General features: G+C 62.9%; 13 protein-coding genes. 8 read left to right on the top strand and 5 right to left on the bottom strand.

What is annotated here, in order from left to right; all coding sequences use genetic code 11:
- Nucleotides 1-193: 193 nt before the first annotated feature.
- Nucleotides 194-364: a hypothetical protein gene (locus IVA75_RS23710; protein WP_247286566.1), complete on the bottom strand. Its 171-nt coding sequence runs from the start codon at nucleotides 362-364 to the stop codon at nucleotides 194-196.
- On the opposite strand from IVA75_RS23710, the gene IVA75_RS23705 reads away from it, so the two are divergent.
- Together IVA75_RS23705 and IVA75_RS23700 are read left to right on the top strand one after the other, a co-directional pair.
- A complete protein-coding gene (locus IVA75_RS23705; protein ID WP_247286564.1) occupies nucleotides 363-890 on the top strand; it encodes a carboxymuconolactone decarboxylase family protein in 528 nt (175 codons plus the stop codon). The genes IVA75_RS23710 and IVA75_RS23705 overlap by 2 nt on opposite strands.
- Before the next feature lie 26 nt (nucleotides 891-916).
- A complete protein-coding gene (locus IVA75_RS23700) occupies nucleotides 917-1219 on the top strand; it encodes a nucleoside triphosphate pyrophosphohydrolase family protein (protein WP_247286562.1) in 303 nt (100 codons plus the stop codon).
- Between the two features lie 5 nt (nucleotides 1220-1224).
- Here the strand turns inward: IVA75_RS23700 and glsA are convergent, their stop codons facing one another.
- The 4 genes from glsA to IVA75_RS23680 form a co-directional block, all read right to left on the bottom strand.
- Nucleotides 1225-3072: a glutaminase A gene (gene glsA, locus IVA75_RS23695; protein WP_247286560.1), complete on the bottom strand. Its 1848-nt coding sequence runs from the start codon at nucleotides 3070-3072 to the stop codon at nucleotides 1225-1227.
- Between the two features lie 22 nt (nucleotides 3073-3094).
- The gene (locus IVA75_RS23690) at nucleotides 3095-5170 is read right to left on the bottom strand and encodes a TRAP transporter permease (RefSeq protein WP_247286559.1); all 2076 of its coding nucleotides are present in this window, start codon (nucleotides 5168-5170) and stop codon (nucleotides 3095-3097) included.
- A 35-nt stretch (nucleotides 5171-5205) separates the two neighbouring features.
- Entirely contained in the window at nucleotides 5206-6372 is a 1167-nt protein-coding gene (locus IVA75_RS23685) for a TAXI family TRAP transporter solute-binding subunit (protein WP_247286558.1), read from the bottom strand.
- A 166-nt stretch (nucleotides 6373-6538) separates the two neighbouring features.
- Complete coding sequence (locus IVA75_RS23680; RefSeq protein ID WP_247286557.1) at nucleotides 6539-6760, bottom strand: acetyl-CoA carboxylase biotin carboxyl carrier protein subunit; 222 nt, start codon at nucleotides 6758-6760, stop codon at nucleotides 6539-6541.
- A 94-nt stretch (nucleotides 6761-6854) separates the two neighbouring features.
- On the opposite strand from IVA75_RS23680, the gene IVA75_RS23675 reads away from it, so the two are divergent.
- From IVA75_RS23675 to IVA75_RS23650, 6 genes are all read left to right on the top strand, one after another.
- On the top strand, nucleotides 6855-7829 hold the full coding sequence (locus IVA75_RS23675) for a helix-turn-helix domain-containing protein (RefSeq protein ID WP_247286556.1): 975 nt from the start codon (nucleotides 6855-6857) through the stop codon (nucleotides 7827-7829).
- Complete coding sequence (locus IVA75_RS23670; protein ID WP_247286555.1) at nucleotides 7759-9318, top strand: carboxyl transferase domain-containing protein; 1560 nt, start codon at nucleotides 7759-7761, stop codon at nucleotides 9316-9318. The genes IVA75_RS23675 and IVA75_RS23670 overlap by 71 nt, the downstream gene beginning before the upstream one ends.
- 420 nt (nucleotides 9319-9738) lie before the next feature.
- Nucleotides 9739-11436 (top strand): GMC oxidoreductase, encoded by a 1698-nt coding sequence (locus IVA75_RS23665; RefSeq protein ID WP_247286554.1) that lies wholly within the window; start codon nucleotides 9739-9741, stop codon nucleotides 11434-11436.
- Nucleotides 11437-11693: 257 nt separating this feature from the next.
- Nucleotides 11694-13208: an ATPase domain-containing protein gene (locus tag IVA75_RS23660; RefSeq protein WP_247286553.1), complete on the top strand. Its 1515-nt coding sequence runs from the start codon at nucleotides 11694-11696 to the stop codon at nucleotides 13206-13208.
- Nucleotides 13205-14914 (top strand): response regulator, encoded by a 1710-nt coding sequence (locus IVA75_RS23655; RefSeq protein ID WP_247286552.1) that lies wholly within the window; start codon nucleotides 13205-13207, stop codon nucleotides 14912-14914. Before IVA75_RS23660 ends, IVA75_RS23655 begins: the two co-directional genes overlap by 4 nt.
- A gap of 297 nt (nucleotides 14915-15211) precedes the next feature.
- Nucleotides 15212-15775, top strand: a complete 564-nt coding sequence (locus IVA75_RS23650; RefSeq protein ID WP_247286551.1) for a hypothetical protein — start codon at nucleotides 15212-15214, stop codon at nucleotides 15773-15775.
- Nucleotides 15776-15944: the final 169 nt, after the last annotated feature.

The raw sequence follows: 15944 nt of genomic DNA, 5'->3' as shown, positions 1-15944 counted from the left end.
AGAACAGGATGCTGGCGATGACGAGCATCGCCATCACCGCCAGCATATGCGCGAACGCTTCCGAGGCCGCCCCCTTGGTGGCTTCCTTCATGCCGTATTCTCCCTAGACTTGGGCGTGACTCATCGATGCGCGGTTAGCGCCCAACGGCCAATTGTTTTTACTCGGAACACCCCTTGCGAGTATCCGCCGCGATCAAGTCCCCACGCGGCGAATATCGACTGTACCAAGGTCGTTCAGCAATGCGGCGGCATTTTGACTCGATGTTGTTGCTCCTGCGGACGCGCAAGAATACAGTTTCGTGGAACTTTCGCCGCTAACGACAAAAAGCATCAAAGGCTTAGGGAAAAACTTCAGGAAAATCATGGCCCGTATCAACTACAGCGACCCATCCCAAGCATCCGACCGCACCCGCGAAATCCTCGACAAGAATCGCAATGCCAACATCTTCCGCATGATGTCGCATTCGCCGAGCTACTTTGAGCAATACTGCCGCCTCGGCGGTGCCATCCGCCACAAGGGCGAACTCGATCCGATCGTGCGCGAGCTCGCGATCACTCGCACTGGCATCCTGTGCGAGGCGCCGTATGAGATCGTCGCGCACAAGCGTATCGGCAAGAATGTCGGCGTCACCGACGAGCAGAATGAGGCGCTCGAGAACTGGCTGACCGCGAGCTGTTTCGACGAGACGCAACGCGCCGCGCTCGCGTTCACCGACGAGATCGTGAAGCTGAACAAGCCGACGGATGCGATCTTCAAGGCGATCGCGGCGAAGTTGACGCCAGCCGCGCTCGTCGAGCTGCAGCTCTCGGTCGGATTCTACATCATGACGTCAAAGTTTCTGGAGACCTTTGAGATCGACCTTCAGCCGGTCACCGAAGTGGTAGGCTGATCGAGCAATTGCTGTGAGGGACGCTCATGACGATCGATGAATATGCCGCCTGGGCTGCAACGATTGCGAAAGTCGATGAGCGTCCGTCCAACGAACGGCTGTCCTATCTCGGGCTCGGCCTCGCCGGCGAATCCGGCGAAGTCGCCGACCACATCAAGAAGCTGCTCCGCGATGACTGGCTCGACCAGGCGGGCCTCGTCGAAGAGCTGGGTGATGTCATCTATTACTGGGCATGCCTGTGCGTGGCGACCGGCCAGCGGCCATCCGAGCTGCTCAAGACCAGTGCCGCCAAGATCAAGCGGCGGATCAGCGAGGCGGCGAGCCGCTAGGCCGCTCAGGTCGACGTCAGGATATCCACCCTGGCGTTGGCGACGATCAGGCGGTCGGCGAGAAGCTGCGCAAGGTTGCGCATGATGCGTTCGCTGGCGTGCGGGTGCTGCTTGCGGAAGCGTTCGAACGCTTTCAGGGGCGCCTCGAACGCGGTCGCCGCCATATCCGCGAACACGTCGGCGGAGCGAGTGGTCTCGATCAGCGCCATCTCGCCGAACGCCATGCCGGCGGTGAGTGTTGCGAGCCGTACTCCGTCGGGCAGGGTGACATGCACCGCGCCGCTGCGCAGGAAGAAAAGGGAATCGGCTGCGGCGCCCGTGGTGAGGATTTTCGCGCCAGACTGATAGGTCCGGATCGTGCAGATCGAGGCGAGGTCGGTCAGCTCTTCCTCGCTCATGCCGGCCAGCAGCGGCTGCTCGGCAAGCTCGGTGGTCTCGTGGAAATCGATCGAGCCTCCGTACCGATAGATGATCTGGTCTTCGGCCCATTCGATCGCTGTGTCGAGCAAATAGAAGTCGCGGACGTTCTTGAGCTCGGCGGTCCATTCCCGCAGGCTGTCCCATTCCTTGGAGGCACGCCTGACGCCTGACAGCACGACGGTCACATTCAGCACCGCGAGTTCCTCGAACGCTTCGGCCACCAACCGCGCTCCGGCGCGTGTGGTGGAGGTGACGCGGTGGAGATCGAAGATCACGAATTGCGGCCGCGGCCGCCCCGCAAGCCGGCGCGAGACATAGTCGACCGCCGACAGCGACAGCGTGCCGACCAGCTCGATGATCCGCACCTCCTCCTCGTGGGCTGCGAGAATATCGCGCTCCTGCGGGCGGCGCACGCGCCGCGACGGACTCTTGCCGATGTCGTAATCGGCGATGACGGCGTTGCGCGCGTCGTCGCTGCGGTTGAGCATGTGCAAATCGTAATGCGAGGACAGCGCCTCGCACACCTTGATGCCGCGCACGCTGTTGCCGTGCTTGTCGAGCCTTGGCGAATAGCTGCCGAGCCCGAGGCGAGCGGGGAGGGCGGCGAGAATTCCGCCGCCGACGCCACTCTTGGCGGGGATGCCGATCCGGTAGATCCATTCGCCGGCATAGTCGTACATGCCCGACGACGTCATTACCGAGAGCGTGCGCGAGATCGCGTAAGGCGTCAGCACCTGCTCGCCGGTAACCGGGTTGACGCCGCGGTTGGCGAGCGTTGCCGCCATCACCGCGATGTCGCGCGCGGTGACCAGTACCGCGCATTGCCGGAAATAGACGTCGAGCACGGCGGCGACATCGTCCGAGATCACCGCATTGGTCTTGAGGAGATAGCCGATGGCGCGATTGCGGTCGCCGGTCTGGCTTTCGGAAGCGTAGACGGCCTCGTCGACGGCGAGGTCGCGGCCGGCAAAACGACCGAGCGCGAGGCGAATGTGCTCGAAAGCGTCCGGACCCTTGCTGTCGTGGATCAGCCCGGTGCAGGCGATCGCGCCGGCATTGACCATCGGGTTGAATGGATGGTTGTCCGAGTTGAGCCGGATCGAGTTGAAAGGATCGCCGGAGGGCTCGACGCCGATCGCGCTCTCGACCCTGTTTGCGCCGAGCAGGTCCAGCGCCAGTGCGAACACGAACGGCTTTGACATCGACTGGATGGTGAAGGGTACCCTGGAGTCGCCGACCTCATAGACATGACCGTCCAGGGTCGCGAGGCTGATGCCGAAACAGGCAGGATCGGCCTTGCCGAGCTCGGGAATGTAGTCGGCGGCGGCGCCCGAGGTCTCCGCCGAGAATTCGTTGAGGCAATTGTCCAGAAACCGCAGCAAAGGCGGCTTCGAACGGGTCCATGCGGTGGCGAGAGGCGAAAGCGGTTTCATCGCCTCTCTTTGTGCAACGCAATCAGGGCACGCGCAACCCGTTCGGCACCATGGCTTGCCGCCGGACCAGCAGCAGGGCGAGCAAAACCGTGGGGACGAGGATGGCGAGGCCGAGCAGCGTCACCTGCATTTGCGATAGCGGCATGATGCCGCCGCCGGGGGTGGCCACCACGAACCCGCCGATCACCAGCAGCACGCGGATCGGCCATTCCAGCGCACCGGCGCCGCGGAGATCGCCGACGAAGGGCTGGTAGCCCTGGATGCCGCCGCAGATGAACAGCGTGCCGAACGCCGCAAGCGCCATCAAACCGAGGCCGGCCAAATAGGGGCTCGGCCCCTGCAGCACCAGCGCGGGATTGAGCACGAAGAAGAACGGGATGAAATAGATGATGCTGCCGACCCACATCGATTCCCAGCCCGTCTTCATCGCGGGCGAGCCGGCAATACCTGCCGCTGCGAACGAGGCGATCGCCACCGGCGGGGTGATCGACGACAGCATGCCCCAGTAGAAGATGAACATGTGCACGGCCATCTTGTTCAGCCCGAGCTTCTCCAGCGCCGGTGCGACTAGGATGGCGAGGAAGATGTAACAGGCCGTCGTGGTCAACCCGAGGCCGAGGATCAGGCTGGTGAGGGCGCACATGCCGAGCAGCAGGAACGGATTGTCACCGGCAATGCGCAGCAGATCGTTGGCGAGGCTCGACACCACGCCGGTCATCGAGAAGGCGCCGATCAGTAGGCCGCAGCCCGCGAGGATGCCGACAAGCTCGACGAAGGTGCGCCCGTTGACCTCGAGGAATTTGCCGATGGTCGCCACAGTCCAGCGCGTGTCCTTCGAGAACAGCTGGTTGAGGACCAGAAGCAGGGCGGTAGCGTAGAATGGCGCATGGCTCTCGCGCTTGAAGTAGAGCAGCATCACGATCAGCAGCGCGATCACGAAGACGTAGTACCAGCCGTCCCGGATCGTATCCATGACCCGCGGCAGCTCCGCGCGCGGAATACCCTTCAGCCCGTGTCGTGCGGCATAGGAATCGACCTGCATGAACAGGCCGATGTAATACAGCGCGGCGGGAATGATGGCCGCGATCGCGACATCGGCGTAGCTGACATTGAGGAATTGTGCGATCACGAAGGCGGTTGCACCCATCACCGGCGGAGCCAGCACCGCGCCGGTCGAGGCACAAGCCTCGATCGCGCCGGCATAAGATGCGCGAAAGCCGCTCTTCTTCATCACCGGAATGGTCATGGTGCCGGCGGTGAGCACGTTGGAGATGATCGAGCCCGACATCATGCCGAGCAGGCCGCTGGCGAAGATGCAGACCTTCGCCGCGCCGCCGCGGAAGGTGCCGCACAGCGCGAAGGCGAGATTGATGAAGAACTTTCCGGCGCCGGTCATCATCAGCGCGGTGCCAAACACCAGGAAGCCGATCACGGTGTCGGCAAACGCCTGGATGGGAATGCCGAGCAGGCTCTCGCCCGACAGCACGTGATAGGCGGTCGCCTGCTCCAGCGTCGACTGCGTGCCGCGGAACGGACCTAACCAGCTGGATTCCGCGAACAGCGGATAGACGGTGAAGGGGAGCACGCTCAGTAGCAGGCTCCAGCCGCCGGTCCGGCGCAGCGCCTCCATCAGCATCACCCACATCACGAGACCCGCGGCTGTCACGCTGTTCGGCGCGCCGCCGAATTCCCAGCCGGCCTCCGCGGCCTTGCGCACGTTCGACATCAACACAAGCGCTGCGGCAAAAGTCACGACGAAGCAGAGAAGATCATACCAGGGAATGCGGTCGAGCGGCGCGCGTGCGGTTCCCGGGAAGATCAGGAACGTGAACGGTAGCATCAGCGCGATCAGGAGATAGAAGTACTCCGTGTTGAGCTGGGTGTAGCCGACGAAGAAGCGCAGCGAGAATTGCTGGTTGATGCAGAGCAGGACGGTCGCGGCGGTCGCGACGACGAGCATCCAGCGCCACGCGCCGGGCAAGCTTCGGACGCGCGTGACCTCCGCTTCCTGCATGTTGCCGGCGGCGCCATGCGGATCGTCGAACACGATCCGCTTGGCCTCGTCCTGCGCGGCGGTGGAGACTGAAGCAGACGACATGATCGACCCCGCGCGTGGGCAATAAACGCTGAGAACTAATCCTCGAACCCGTTCGGCATGTCGGCCTTCGCAAGGGCTGTGGCACGCGCCTTCATCCAGCCGTCGAGGAACGCCTTGTCATCCGCAGGCGGGTTGGACTTTCCGTAGTCGGTCCACGCTGCGCCAAGCACCTCCTGGCGCTTGATCAGTCTGTTGTTGTGAGCGCCCTGCGCGTCGCTCCATTGCCCGGCTTCCTTCAGCGCCTTTACCGCGCCGGGATGCACCGGCACCACCCAGCTCTTGGTCTGGCGATCGGCCGCAAGCCCGCCGGCGCCGGGCGCGGCGTCCTTGTAGGAATCGTAGTTCACGATCATGGCTTTGGTGATCGCATAGACCTGGTCGGGGGCTTGCGAGGCGTAGGCGACGAAAATCGGGTAGGGGTAGTTGCCGAGCTCGATCGGTTTGTCCGCCGAGATGCCGGCGCCGCAGGTCGCGGTCTGCGGAAAGAAGAACGAGCCGACCTTCTGCATCCGCGCCCAGCCTTCCTTGTCCTTGGCGGGCAGCGGCGGCCAGATCAGGCCGCGCGGCGAGGTCTCGGCTTCCTTGGCGGGGCCGGTGATGGTGGTGCCGAAGGCCGCGTCGGTGTCGTTGTTGATCAGGCCCTTCCACATCGCGCCGTAGCTTGCGAACTCGACGACTCTGACGTCCTTCTGCGTCAGGCCGGCGAAGGCGAGCACCGCGAGCGAGTTCTGGTTCAGCGCCGGCGAGCCGACGACGAATCCGACGCGCTTGCCCTTGAGATCCTTCAGCTCCTTCACGCCCGTATCCGCAGCGACGCCGAGCGTGCCGCAATTGCAGTCGACGGATGAGAGCAGGATCTGGAGCGGTTGCGGGCCCCACTCCCTGGAGCCGAACTCGAACACGCCTTCCTGTGCGAAATAGGTCCCCGATCCCATCGCCGCGGAGACCGCACGCTTGGCGCGCAGCGGCGCCAGACGCGCGACGTCGTTGCCTGCGGGGAGCACGCGCACATCGGTCGAGTATTTGTCCTTCATCATCTTGCCGACGCCGACCGCGATGTTGAAGCCGGCGGTGCCGGTGTCATAGGCGGTGAACGTCAATGTCGCCGGTAGCTTGATGTCTTCGGCGGCTGCATAGCGTGTAGACGCAAAAGAAAGGCCCGCCACCAAGGCAGGCGCGAGCATGATCAGCCCACGAAGCATGTTTCCCTCCAATGATCCTCGCGTTTGCCGCGACGATTTTCTTTCTTTGTTTGAAACAAGTTTTGTTTGAAACGGATCATGTCATCGCGATCAGGCGATGGCAACGCCGTACCGCGAACGCAGCAATGAGGCTGACAGATTGTCGCGGAAACGACGGATAATACAGTCAGCTCGCGATGATCGCGATCGCCTGTCCCTCGGCAACGACGTCGTCGATCTTCACTAGGATAGATGTGATCTCGCCGCTCACAGGAGAAAGCACAGGTATCTCCATCTTCATCGCTTCGACCACCACAATCTCATCACCATCCGCAACGGTTCCTCCAACTTGCACGGGAGTTGAGCAGATGCGACCCGCGATTTCCGTGACGATCTTAATCTCTGGCATGCCATCGCCTTCTTCTTGTGGTCGCAAAATGCCTGAGGTAGTTTCTTCTGCAAGCGGAATTTAATTCCGCACAGCGGAACAAGCGGTAGGGATCATGGGACGACGTTCAGAGCGGTTGAGTAGACAAGGTGCGCTCGCCGGCGATGCCGGTGAGGGTGATGTCATCCAAGTGGTGTCGCGCGCGTTCGACGTGTTGCGATGCTTCGAGGGCCACGATAGCAGGCTCGGCAATCTCGAAATTTCAAACCGCTGCGGCTTGCCGCGCTCGACCGTGTCGCGGCTCACGCACACGCTGACGCGAATGGGTCAGCTGGTCTATCTGCCGCGCGATCAGAAATATCGCATCGGGCCGAGCGCGGTGGCGATGAGCGCCTCGATGATGAAGGGCGCGCAACTGCGCAGCATGATTCGCCAGCGGCTTCAGGAAGTCGCCGAGCAACTGCCCGGCACGGTTGGTTTCGTGGTCCCCGATCGCTTCCATCTGGTCTATCTCCAGTTTGCGCGCTCGGCCTCGGCACTCGGCCTGCACGAGGGCACCGGCAGCCGCATCTCGATGGCCTCCACTGCTGCGGGCGCAGCCTACACCGCGGCGTTGGCGCCCGAGGTCGGCGATGCCTTCATCGCGGACATGGAGCGGGAAGCTCCCGAGGCTGCGAAAATCCTGCGGCCCCGCATCGAGGCCAACCGGCAGTCGCTGCATGAGCGCGGCTATGTCGTGGCCTGCGGCTTGTGGAGCCCGCACATCAACGGGCTCGCGGTGCCGATCTGGTCGCCGCAGTATCAGACGTTTGTGGTGATCACGATCGGTCTTCTGTCGTCGATGTATGACGAGCAGCGTCTGCATGCCGAAGTCGCCCCGTTGATGGTCGCGCTCGGCCGCTCGCTCGGCAGCCTGATGGACGGCGCGGAGGGCGACGTATTCAACGCCCGCATCCCGCGCAAACCGGTCGCCATGGCCGTGCACAACAATAACAAGCCGATCAATTCGGAGGGAGTGAATGAACTGGAAGTCGGAACTCGACGAGCTCGCCCGGCGCGAAGCCTTCGCGCGGGAGATGGGCGGCGTTGACAAGGTCAAGCGTCAGCATGACCAGGGCCGACTGACTGTTCGGGAACGTATCGACAGACTGACCGACAAAGGCAGCTTTCACGAAATCGGTGCCGTCTCCGGCGTCGGCGAGTACGATTCCAGCGGCGAGTTGCAGAAATTGACGCCGGCGAACTGCGTGTTCGGCCGTGCCCGCGTCGAAGGCCGCACCGTCGTCGTGGTCGGCGACGATTTCACCGTGCGCGGCGGCTCGGCGGACGCGTCCATCTCCGCAAAACCGCTGATGGCGGAGGAGATGGCGCATGATCTCCGCCTGCCCATCGTCCGCATCATCGAAGGCTCGGGCGGCGGCGGCTCGGTCAAGACCATCGAGACCAAGGGCGCGGCGAACCTGCCGGGTGGTATCGGCGGCACACGCTGGTATCGCTTCACCACCGAAAACTTGTCGCGCGTGCCCGTGGTCGCGCTCGGCCTCGGCTCGGTCGCAGGGCTCGGTGCCGCGCGTCTTGCCGCCAGCCACTATTCCATCATGACCCGGAAGTCCGCGATGTTCGTCGCAGGCCCGCCGGTGGTGAAGGCGCTGGGGCAGGATCTCTCGAAGGAAGAGCTCGGCGGCGCCGACATCCAGACCCGCGCCGGCGCGGTCGATCATGCCGTCGACACCGAGGAGGAGGCCTTTGCCTGCGCGCGGCGATTCCTGTCCTATCTGCCGTCGTCGGTTGACGGGCTGCCGCCGACCTTGCCCTGCACCGACAATCCGGAGCGCACCGAAGAGGCGCTGATGAGCGCGGTCCCGCGCAACCGCAAGCAGGTCTACAAGATACGGCCGATCGTCGAACAGGTCGTGGACAAGGGTTCGTTTTTCGAGGTCGGCAAGAATTTCGGCAAGCCGATCATCGTCGGCCTCGCGCGGCTCGAGGGCAGGGCGGTGATGGTGCTTGCCAGCGACAGCTTTCACTATGGCGGCTCCTGGACGGCGAATGCCTGTCAGAAGGTGGTGCGCTGGGTCGACTTCGCAGAGACCTTCCATTTGCCGATCGTCTATCTCATGGACTGCCCCGGCTTCATGATCGGGCTCGATGCGGAGAAGGCGGGCACCATCCGCCATGGCGTTCGCGCCATGGCCGCGGTCAACCAGACCACGGTGCCCTGGTGCACGGTGATCCTGCGCAATGCCTTCGGCGTCGCCGGCGTGGTGCATCAGCCCGCCGACCGCTTCTCGATCCGCTACGCCTGGCCGTCGGCCTATTGGGGCTCGCTCCCGCTCGAAGGCGGCATCGAAGCCGCCTACCGTGCGGACATCGACGCGGCTGAGGACAAGGCGGAGAAACTGAAAGAGATCGAGGACCGCCTCAACAAGCTGCGCTCGCCGTTCCGCTCCGCCGAAAAGTTCTGGGTGGAGGAGATCATCGATCCCAGGAAGACGCGGTCGCTGCTGTGCGAATTCGCGCGGCTGGCGGAGCCATTGCGAAAGCCGGGGCCGCCGGGGAATTTTTCGATCAGGCCGTAGTTTCAGCCGTCACTGCGAACCGCTGATGCCGACCTCTGCCCAATGCCAGTTGAGCAAAATTGATCTATCGCAACGCCACGCGTCCGATTGTCTGCAAGCGTCTCGTTTGAAACGAGGGAGAGACGTCATGACAAATGCGGGTAACGCGCTGCTTTGGACGGCCATATTTTTCTGTCTGTCGTTTGCTTCAATTTTTGTAGTCTGGTTTGCCGAGCGGTTGCGCGCGGGCTTCGTGAGGAAGCCGTAAAGCTTCCCAGGTTCGGTAGCTCGTCAACTGCTGACCCGACGATGGGTGCCTGCCGATAGGGCGCCTTCGATGTTGCCGCTGTCTGTGCTCCGCTTTGCCGCGGCAGTGATGACGTGACCTCAAAACAATTACGCGCTACGCTTCCCGGGCAAGAACAAAAGGAAGCGCCAATCGTGTACGACTTCATTATCGTGGGCGGCGGCTCGGCGGGGTCCGTGCTGGCCCACCGGCTCTCCGCGAGGAGCGCCAACAAGGTCCTGCTCTGCGAGGCTGGACAGGACACACCGCCCGGCGACGAGCCGGCCGAGATCAGGGACAGCTATCCGGGTACGGCCTATTTCGATCCGCGCTTCCACTGGACCGAGCTCAAGGTCACGACCCAGATCGTCAGCCATAACAATCCGAACGAAGGACGTCCGCCCTTACGCAAATACGAGCAGGCTCGCGTGCTTGGCGGCGGCTCCTCGATCAACGGCCAGATGGCCAACCGCGGCGCGCCGACCGACTACGACGAATGGGACGCGCGCGGCGCTGCGGGGTGGAGCTGGAACGATGTGCTGCCCTTCTTCAAGAAGGTCGAGCGCGACCTCGATTTCGACGGTCCCTACCACGGCAAGGACGGCCGCATTCCGGTCCGCCGAATTCCCAGGGAGCACTGGACGCGGCATTCGCAGGCGTTCGCGCAAGCCTTCCAGCAGGCCGGACATCAGTTCCTGCCGGACCAGAACGGCGAGTTCGTCGACGGGTTTTTCCCGGTGACGCACTCCAACCAGGCCGAGCAACGCGTCTCGGCCGCCATGGGCTATCTCGATCGTGATACGCGCAAGCGCGCCAATCTGACGATCTCCACCAACACGCAGGTCAGAGAGCTGCTGTTCGAAGGCACGCGATGCGTCGGCGTGAAGGCCGTGGTCGACGGACGGGAGCAGGAATTCCGCGGCCGCGAGATCATTCTCTCCAGCGGCGCCATCCATTCGCCGGCGCATCTGTTGCGCGCCGGCATCGGCCCGGTCGGTCACCTCAAGGATATGGGTATTCCCGTGCTGATGGGGTTGGAAGGCGTCGGCCAGCGCCTGATGGATCATCCCTCGATCTCGTTGTCGTCCTTTGTCCGCCGCGGCGCGCGCATGAACGAGCACACCAGGCGCCACATGCAGCTTGGCCTGCGTTATTCGTCCGGGCTCGAAGGCGTGCCGAAAGGCGACATGTTCGTCGTCCTGCTCAGCAAATCAGCCTGGCACGCCGTCGGTGAGCAGATCGGATCGCTGCTGACGTTCGTCAACAAGACCTATTCCGAGACAGGACAGGTCAAGCTTGCCTCGCGCGACCCGGCAGCCGAGCCGATCGTCGAGTTCAACCTGTTGTCCGACCGGCGCGACCTCGATCGCCTGATGAGCGGTTTCCGCAAGATGGCGGCCGTACAGATGAGCGATGTCGTCAGGGCCGTGACGGACAAGCCGTTCCCGGCCTCCTATACCGACCGCGTGCGCAAGATCGGCGTGGTCAACACCAGGAACCGGATACTGACAAAAATCGCCGCGGCCCTGATGGACGGGCCGGCGGCGCTGCGCCACTACATGATCGACAATTTCGTGGTCGAGGGCTTCACCTTCGACGACGTCATCAACGACGACGAGGCGCTGGAAGCCTTCGTGCGCAAGGCGACCATCGGCGTGTGGCACGCCTCCTGCTCGTGCCGCATGGGCCGGGCCGACGATCCGATGGCGGTCGTCGATCCAGAGGGCCGCGTCAAAGGCGTGCAGGGCCTGCGCGTCGTCGACGCCTCGATCTTCCCGGTGGTGCCGTGTGCCAACACCAATTTCCCAGTTCTGATGTCGGCAGAGAAGATCGCGGCCTCGATGATGCAATGAGCTGGTGCTGCATTTCGGGGCCAGCGTACTGGTTTTGTCGATATTGACCTTCTGACCCTCCGGGAATCTGAACGAGGGCCCAAAACGGTTCCGCCGGAGACGGTCTGGCGGACATGCGTCCTGACGCGGAACTTGGAACCCCGCCTAGGCGTTCTTTGCCAGCTTCGCCTTTTGGTTGGAACCGGACCGCTGACCTGCGCCACCTGTCTTCCGGCCGGAGCGCAGATTGTTAGCGACGGAACTTTCACGGGGGTCCAATGACCGATTCATCCAGCGGGGCGCAAACCAGCGACCCCGAAGACTTGCCCAGGATTTCGACCGGCAGCGACGGTCTGGACGACATCCTCTGTGGCGGGCTCGATCCCAATCGCATGTACCTCTACGAGGGTCGGCCCGGCTCGGGCAAGACCACGATGGCGCTTCAATTCCTTCTCGAGGGCGTCCGCTGCGGTGAACGCGTGCTCTATATCTCCTTGTCGGAAACCAAGCGTGAGCTGACGCTGGTTGCGCAGCGGCACGGCTGGTCGCTGCAAGGTGTCGACATCTTCGAACTGGTGCCGCCGGAGACGACGCTGGATCCCGAGCGGGAGCTCACCGTCTTCCATCCCGCTGAAATGGAGCTGAGCGAAACCACGGGCCTGATATTCAAGGAAGTCGAACGGATCAATCCCGCGCGCGTGGTGCTGGACAGCCTGTCCGAGCTGCGCCTCCTCGCGCAGAACCCGCTGCGGTACCGGCGCCAGGTTCTGGCCTTGAAGCACTTCTTCACCAACCGCAATTGCACGGTCATCCTCCTCGACGACCTCTCGTCCTCCCAGGACGATCTGCAGCTCCATTCGATCGCGCATGGCGTGGTGATGCTCGAACAGCTCGCAATCGATTATGGAGCAGAGCGCCGGCGGCTGCGCGTCATCAAGATGCGCGGCATTCGATTTCGCGGCGGCTTCCACGATTTCACCATTGAAGCGGGAGGGGTGCGGATATTCCCCCGGCTAGTCGCGGGGGAACATCACGCCTCGTTCATCGGTGAGTTGACGCCGAGCGGCAATGCGCAACTCGACCAGCTCCTGGGAGGAGGGCTCGAGCGCGGCACCAGTGCGCTGCTCTTGGGCGCCGCCGGTGTCGGCAAGTCTTCTCTCGCGCTGACCTATGCGATCGCGGCGGCAGCCCGTGGTGAGCATGCGGTGTTCTTTGCCTTCGATGAAGGTCGCGGCACGGTGGAAGCCCGGGCTCGGACGCTTGGCCTGCCCCTTGAAACGCACCTGCAATCGGGACTCATCCGCTTTCAACAGATCGATCCCGCCGAGATGTCCCCCGGGGAATTCGCCGCGAATGTACGAAAGAGCGTCGAAAAGGATAACGCCCGGATTGTCATCATCGACAGTCTGAACGGTTACCTCAACGCGATGCCGGATGAGCGATTCCTCATCCTTCAGATGCATGAGCTCCTGAGCTATCTCGGGCAGAAAGGCGTGCTGACCGTCCTGATCCTCGCTCAACATGGGCTGGTCGGTCCGATGGAAACGGCTCTCGATATCAGCTATTTGAGTGATGCGGTGCTCATGCTGCGCTATTTTGAGGTCGGCGGAACGGTGCGGCGTGCCCTCTCCGTCGTGAAGAAGCGCAGCGGCAATCATGAAAACTCAATCCGCGAGTTTCGTCTTGGCCGCGCTGGCATCACGCTAGGCCCTCCGCTGAGCGAGTTCAGCGGCATTTTCTCCGGAAATCCGCGTTATACGGGCACGGAGATGCCGGAGGGGCCGGCGGAATGAGCGCGGACCGCGATCATTGCGTTCTCGTGTTTGCTCCGATCGGCCGTGATGGGGCCGCATCGGTCGAGCTTTTCCGCAATTCGAATCTCGTCGCAATCAATTGTCGTGGTCTGCCTGAACTGGTCAGCGAGATGTCGGCGGGAGTGGGCGCGGTCCTTCTCGCCGAGGAGGGCTTGTTCGGGAAGGATACCCAGCCGCTGGCACATTGGATCGAGCGGCAGCCGCCCTGGTCCGACCTGCCCTTTGTCATTCTCACCAGCCACCGCGAGCAGCCGGCGGTGGTTGCTTGGCGCCGCAGCATCGTCGAGACACTCCGCAACGTTTCGCTGCTTGAACGTCCGGTTCAGCCGATCACGCTGACGAGCGCAATTCAATCCGCAATGCGGGCCCGCCGGCGGCAATATGAAATTCGAACCTTGCTGCAGGCGCGCGAGCGGACGGCCCAGGAACTCGAGAAGCTCGTGGTCGAGCGCACCCGTGCTCTCGAGGAGGCCAACAAGCATCTGCGGGCCGAAATGGAAGAGCGCGCCCGGGTCGAGGAGACCCTTCGTCAAGCCCAGAAGATCGAAGCCATCGGACAATTGACCGGCGGAGTAGCTCACGACTTCAATAATCTGCTGATGGTGATCTCCGGTGGATTGGACATGCTCGATCGGCAGACAGATCCTGATCGGCGGCGTCGGCTGTTGCAGGGAATGGTTCAGGCGGCGCAGCGCGGTGCCGGCCTGACCCGGCAGCTTCTGGCTTTTTCACGGCGGCAGAAGCTCCGGCCCGAGGCCGTCGACATCGCATCGCAGATCGGCGGCATGCGCGAACTGCTCGATCGGAGCCTGAGAGGCGACGTTCACGTCGAGTTCGATTTTCCGGATGGTCTTTGGCCGGTGGAGGTCGATCCGGGAGAGCTCGAACTGGTCATTCTCAACCTGGCGGTCAACGCCCGCGATGCGATGCCGAACGGCGGCACGATCGTTGTTCGTGGCGAGAACCTGGCCGGCTTCGACGAGGATGAAATTTCGGGCGATTACGTCCGCCTGTCCGTGGTCGACAGGGGCGTCGGGATGAGCCCCGAGATCCTGGCGCGGGTCTTCGAACCGTTCTTCACGACCAAGGATGTCGGGAAAGGCTCGGGCCTGGGGCTTGCGCAGGTGCACGGATTTGCGACGCAATCACGCGGGATGGTTCGAATAAAATCGATCGTCGACGAGGGCACCAGCATCGAGCTCTATTTGCCGCGATCCAGGAATATTCCTTCGGGTGAACGGCATCTCATCGACCTGAACAGGGCGCGTCCCAAGAAGGCTAATCATGGCCGGGTTCTCCTCGTCGAAGACGACGACGAGGTCGCCGCGCTGGTCAGCGAAATGCTTGCGCAGCTCGGTTACCAGGTCACGCGCGCGGCCAGTGCTGCGGCGGCCCTCGGTGCCCTAGCGGACGGCCGCTCCGTCGATCTGGTGTTTTCCGATATCATGATGCCGGGCGGCATGAACGGTGTCGAACTCGCGTCCGAGATAAAGAGGAGGCGAAGCGACATCCCGGTCCTGCTGACGAGCGGATACGCCGAAGCCGCGGTTCACGACGCCGAAATGGCCGGGATCCGGATCCTGTCGAAGCCCTACCACATCGACGAGCTCGCCGCAGCGCTCAGTGCTGCAAAATCGGACTTTGCGATAGCCACAGGAGCGGGTTTGGCGACGACTCGGGGCTGACCACGCGCGCAACAATTACTGCCCGGGTTTATGGCTCGAGGGGCGCCCTGGGCGTTTGCGCGCTCGGCCGGTCGACGCCCGTCGCTGGGCGGCGTGCACATGCGGTAGCGTCTCAGTTGCGACGACACGCATTCGTTCTCTGCGAGTAGTCCATCTCTGCCGCTACGTCTGGGATATGAGGACTGCAGAAATCGGCCCGCAAATGAAGCCACTTTCGGCCGCTTTTTAGCCCATTTCAGCCAAACTGTTATTGGTTTCTCACTGCCGGGGCAGGGATCTTCAATTTGGAGCCCTGCAATGTTCAAGGCGGTTCTTTCTGCGTGTCTCTTGGTTGCCCTAAGCTCCGTCGCTTCCGAAGCACGGACTTATCGCATTCATCAAGTACCTGAATGCAACGTCACGATGCCCTGCGACTTCTCGTATGCGCAAACGCGCCGTGAGCGGACTTCCCGGTCCCCACTAACTCCCAGGTCCTCGCTACAAGCCTATCGCGCAACGCAACTGACGGTGACCAGCGCGGGCAGCGCCCCGACGGCGGACATCTCCGGCGCTCGCATTGTCGGTAGTCGTCCGGCAGGTTGCCCTTCCTCGTTCTGCGGCTGCGGCGCGGCTCTGCGCGTGTTCGGCCGTATCGTGCCGGAATTGAATCTTGCGGCCAATTGGCTGCGCTTCCCGCGGACATCACCCGCACCGGGAATGGTCGCAGCGCGACGTGGACATGTGTTCGTCCTCGAGCAGCACCTGGAAGGGGACACCTGGATGGCGTACGACGCCAACTCGGGCGGACACGCGACGCGAATGCATGCGCGTTCATTGCGTGGCTATACGATCGTCAACCCGCGCGGTGGTTCCGTCGCCTGAGAGGCCAGCCGACATAATTGCGACGCATGAACATCCGCAAGGCGTCTGTCGACGGCTACGGCAGGTTCGCCTTGCTGATTTTTCGATCTGCGACGGCTGGTCGCGTTTTATTTCAGGTACGTCTTCCGCAATCGAGCGGCATCCCGAACCCGAACGACCCGCCTCGTGT

It is taken from the genome of Bradyrhizobium sp. 134 (genome assembly GCF_023074155.1).
In the GTDB taxonomy this organism is placed as follows: Bacteria; Pseudomonadota; Alphaproteobacteria; order Rhizobiales; family Xanthobacteraceae; genus Bradyrhizobium.
This window is presented reverse-complemented; position numbering and strand designations above follow the sequence as displayed.

What these genes read in the sequence shown, in the direction of transcription:
- glsA (WP_247286560.1), bottom strand. Translation starts at nt 3,072, where the DNA reads ATGAAACCGCTTTCGCCTCTCGCCACCGCATGGACCCGTTCGAAGCCG.
- IVA75_RS23655 (WP_247286552.1), top strand. Translation starts at nt 13,205, where the DNA reads ATGAGCGCGGACCGCGATCATTGCGTTCTCGTGTTTGCTCCGATCGGC.
- IVA75_RS23650 (WP_247286551.1), top strand. Translation starts at nt 15,212, where the DNA reads ATGTTCAAGGCGGTTCTTTCTGCGTGTCTCTTGGTTGCCCTAAGCTCC.
- IVA75_RS23670 (WP_247286555.1), top strand. Translation starts at nt 7,759, where the DNA reads ATGAACTGGAAGTCGGAACTCGACGAGCTCGCCCGGCGCGAAGCCTTC.
- IVA75_RS23675 (WP_247286556.1), top strand. Translation starts at nt 6,855, where the DNA reads ATGGGACGACGTTCAGAGCGGTTGAGTAGACAAGGTGCGCTCGCCGGC.
- IVA75_RS23685 (WP_247286558.1), bottom strand. Translation starts at nt 6,372, where the DNA reads ATGCTTCGTGGGCTGATCATGCTCGCGCCTGCCTTGGTGGCGGGCCTT.
- IVA75_RS23705 (WP_247286564.1), top strand. Translation starts at nt 363, where the DNA reads ATGGCCCGTATCAACTACAGCGACCCATCCCAAGCATCCGACCGCACC.
- IVA75_RS23660 (WP_247286553.1), top strand. Translation starts at nt 11,694, where the DNA reads ATGACCGATTCATCCAGCGGGGCGCAAACCAGCGACCCCGAAGACTTG.
- IVA75_RS23690 (WP_247286559.1), bottom strand. Translation starts at nt 5,170, where the DNA reads ATGTCGTCTGCTTCAGTCTCCACCGCCGCGCAGGACGAGGCCAAGCGG.
- IVA75_RS23680 (WP_247286557.1), bottom strand. Translation starts at nt 6,760, where the DNA reads ATGCCAGAGATTAAGATCGTCACGGAAATCGCGGGTCGCATCTGCTCA.
- IVA75_RS23700 (WP_247286562.1), top strand. Translation starts at nt 917, where the DNA reads ATGACGATCGATGAATATGCCGCCTGGGCTGCAACGATTGCGAAAGTC.
- IVA75_RS23710 (WP_247286566.1), bottom strand. Translation starts at nt 364, where the DNA reads ATGATTTTCCTGAAGTTTTTCCCTAAGCCTTTGATGCTTTTTGTCGTT.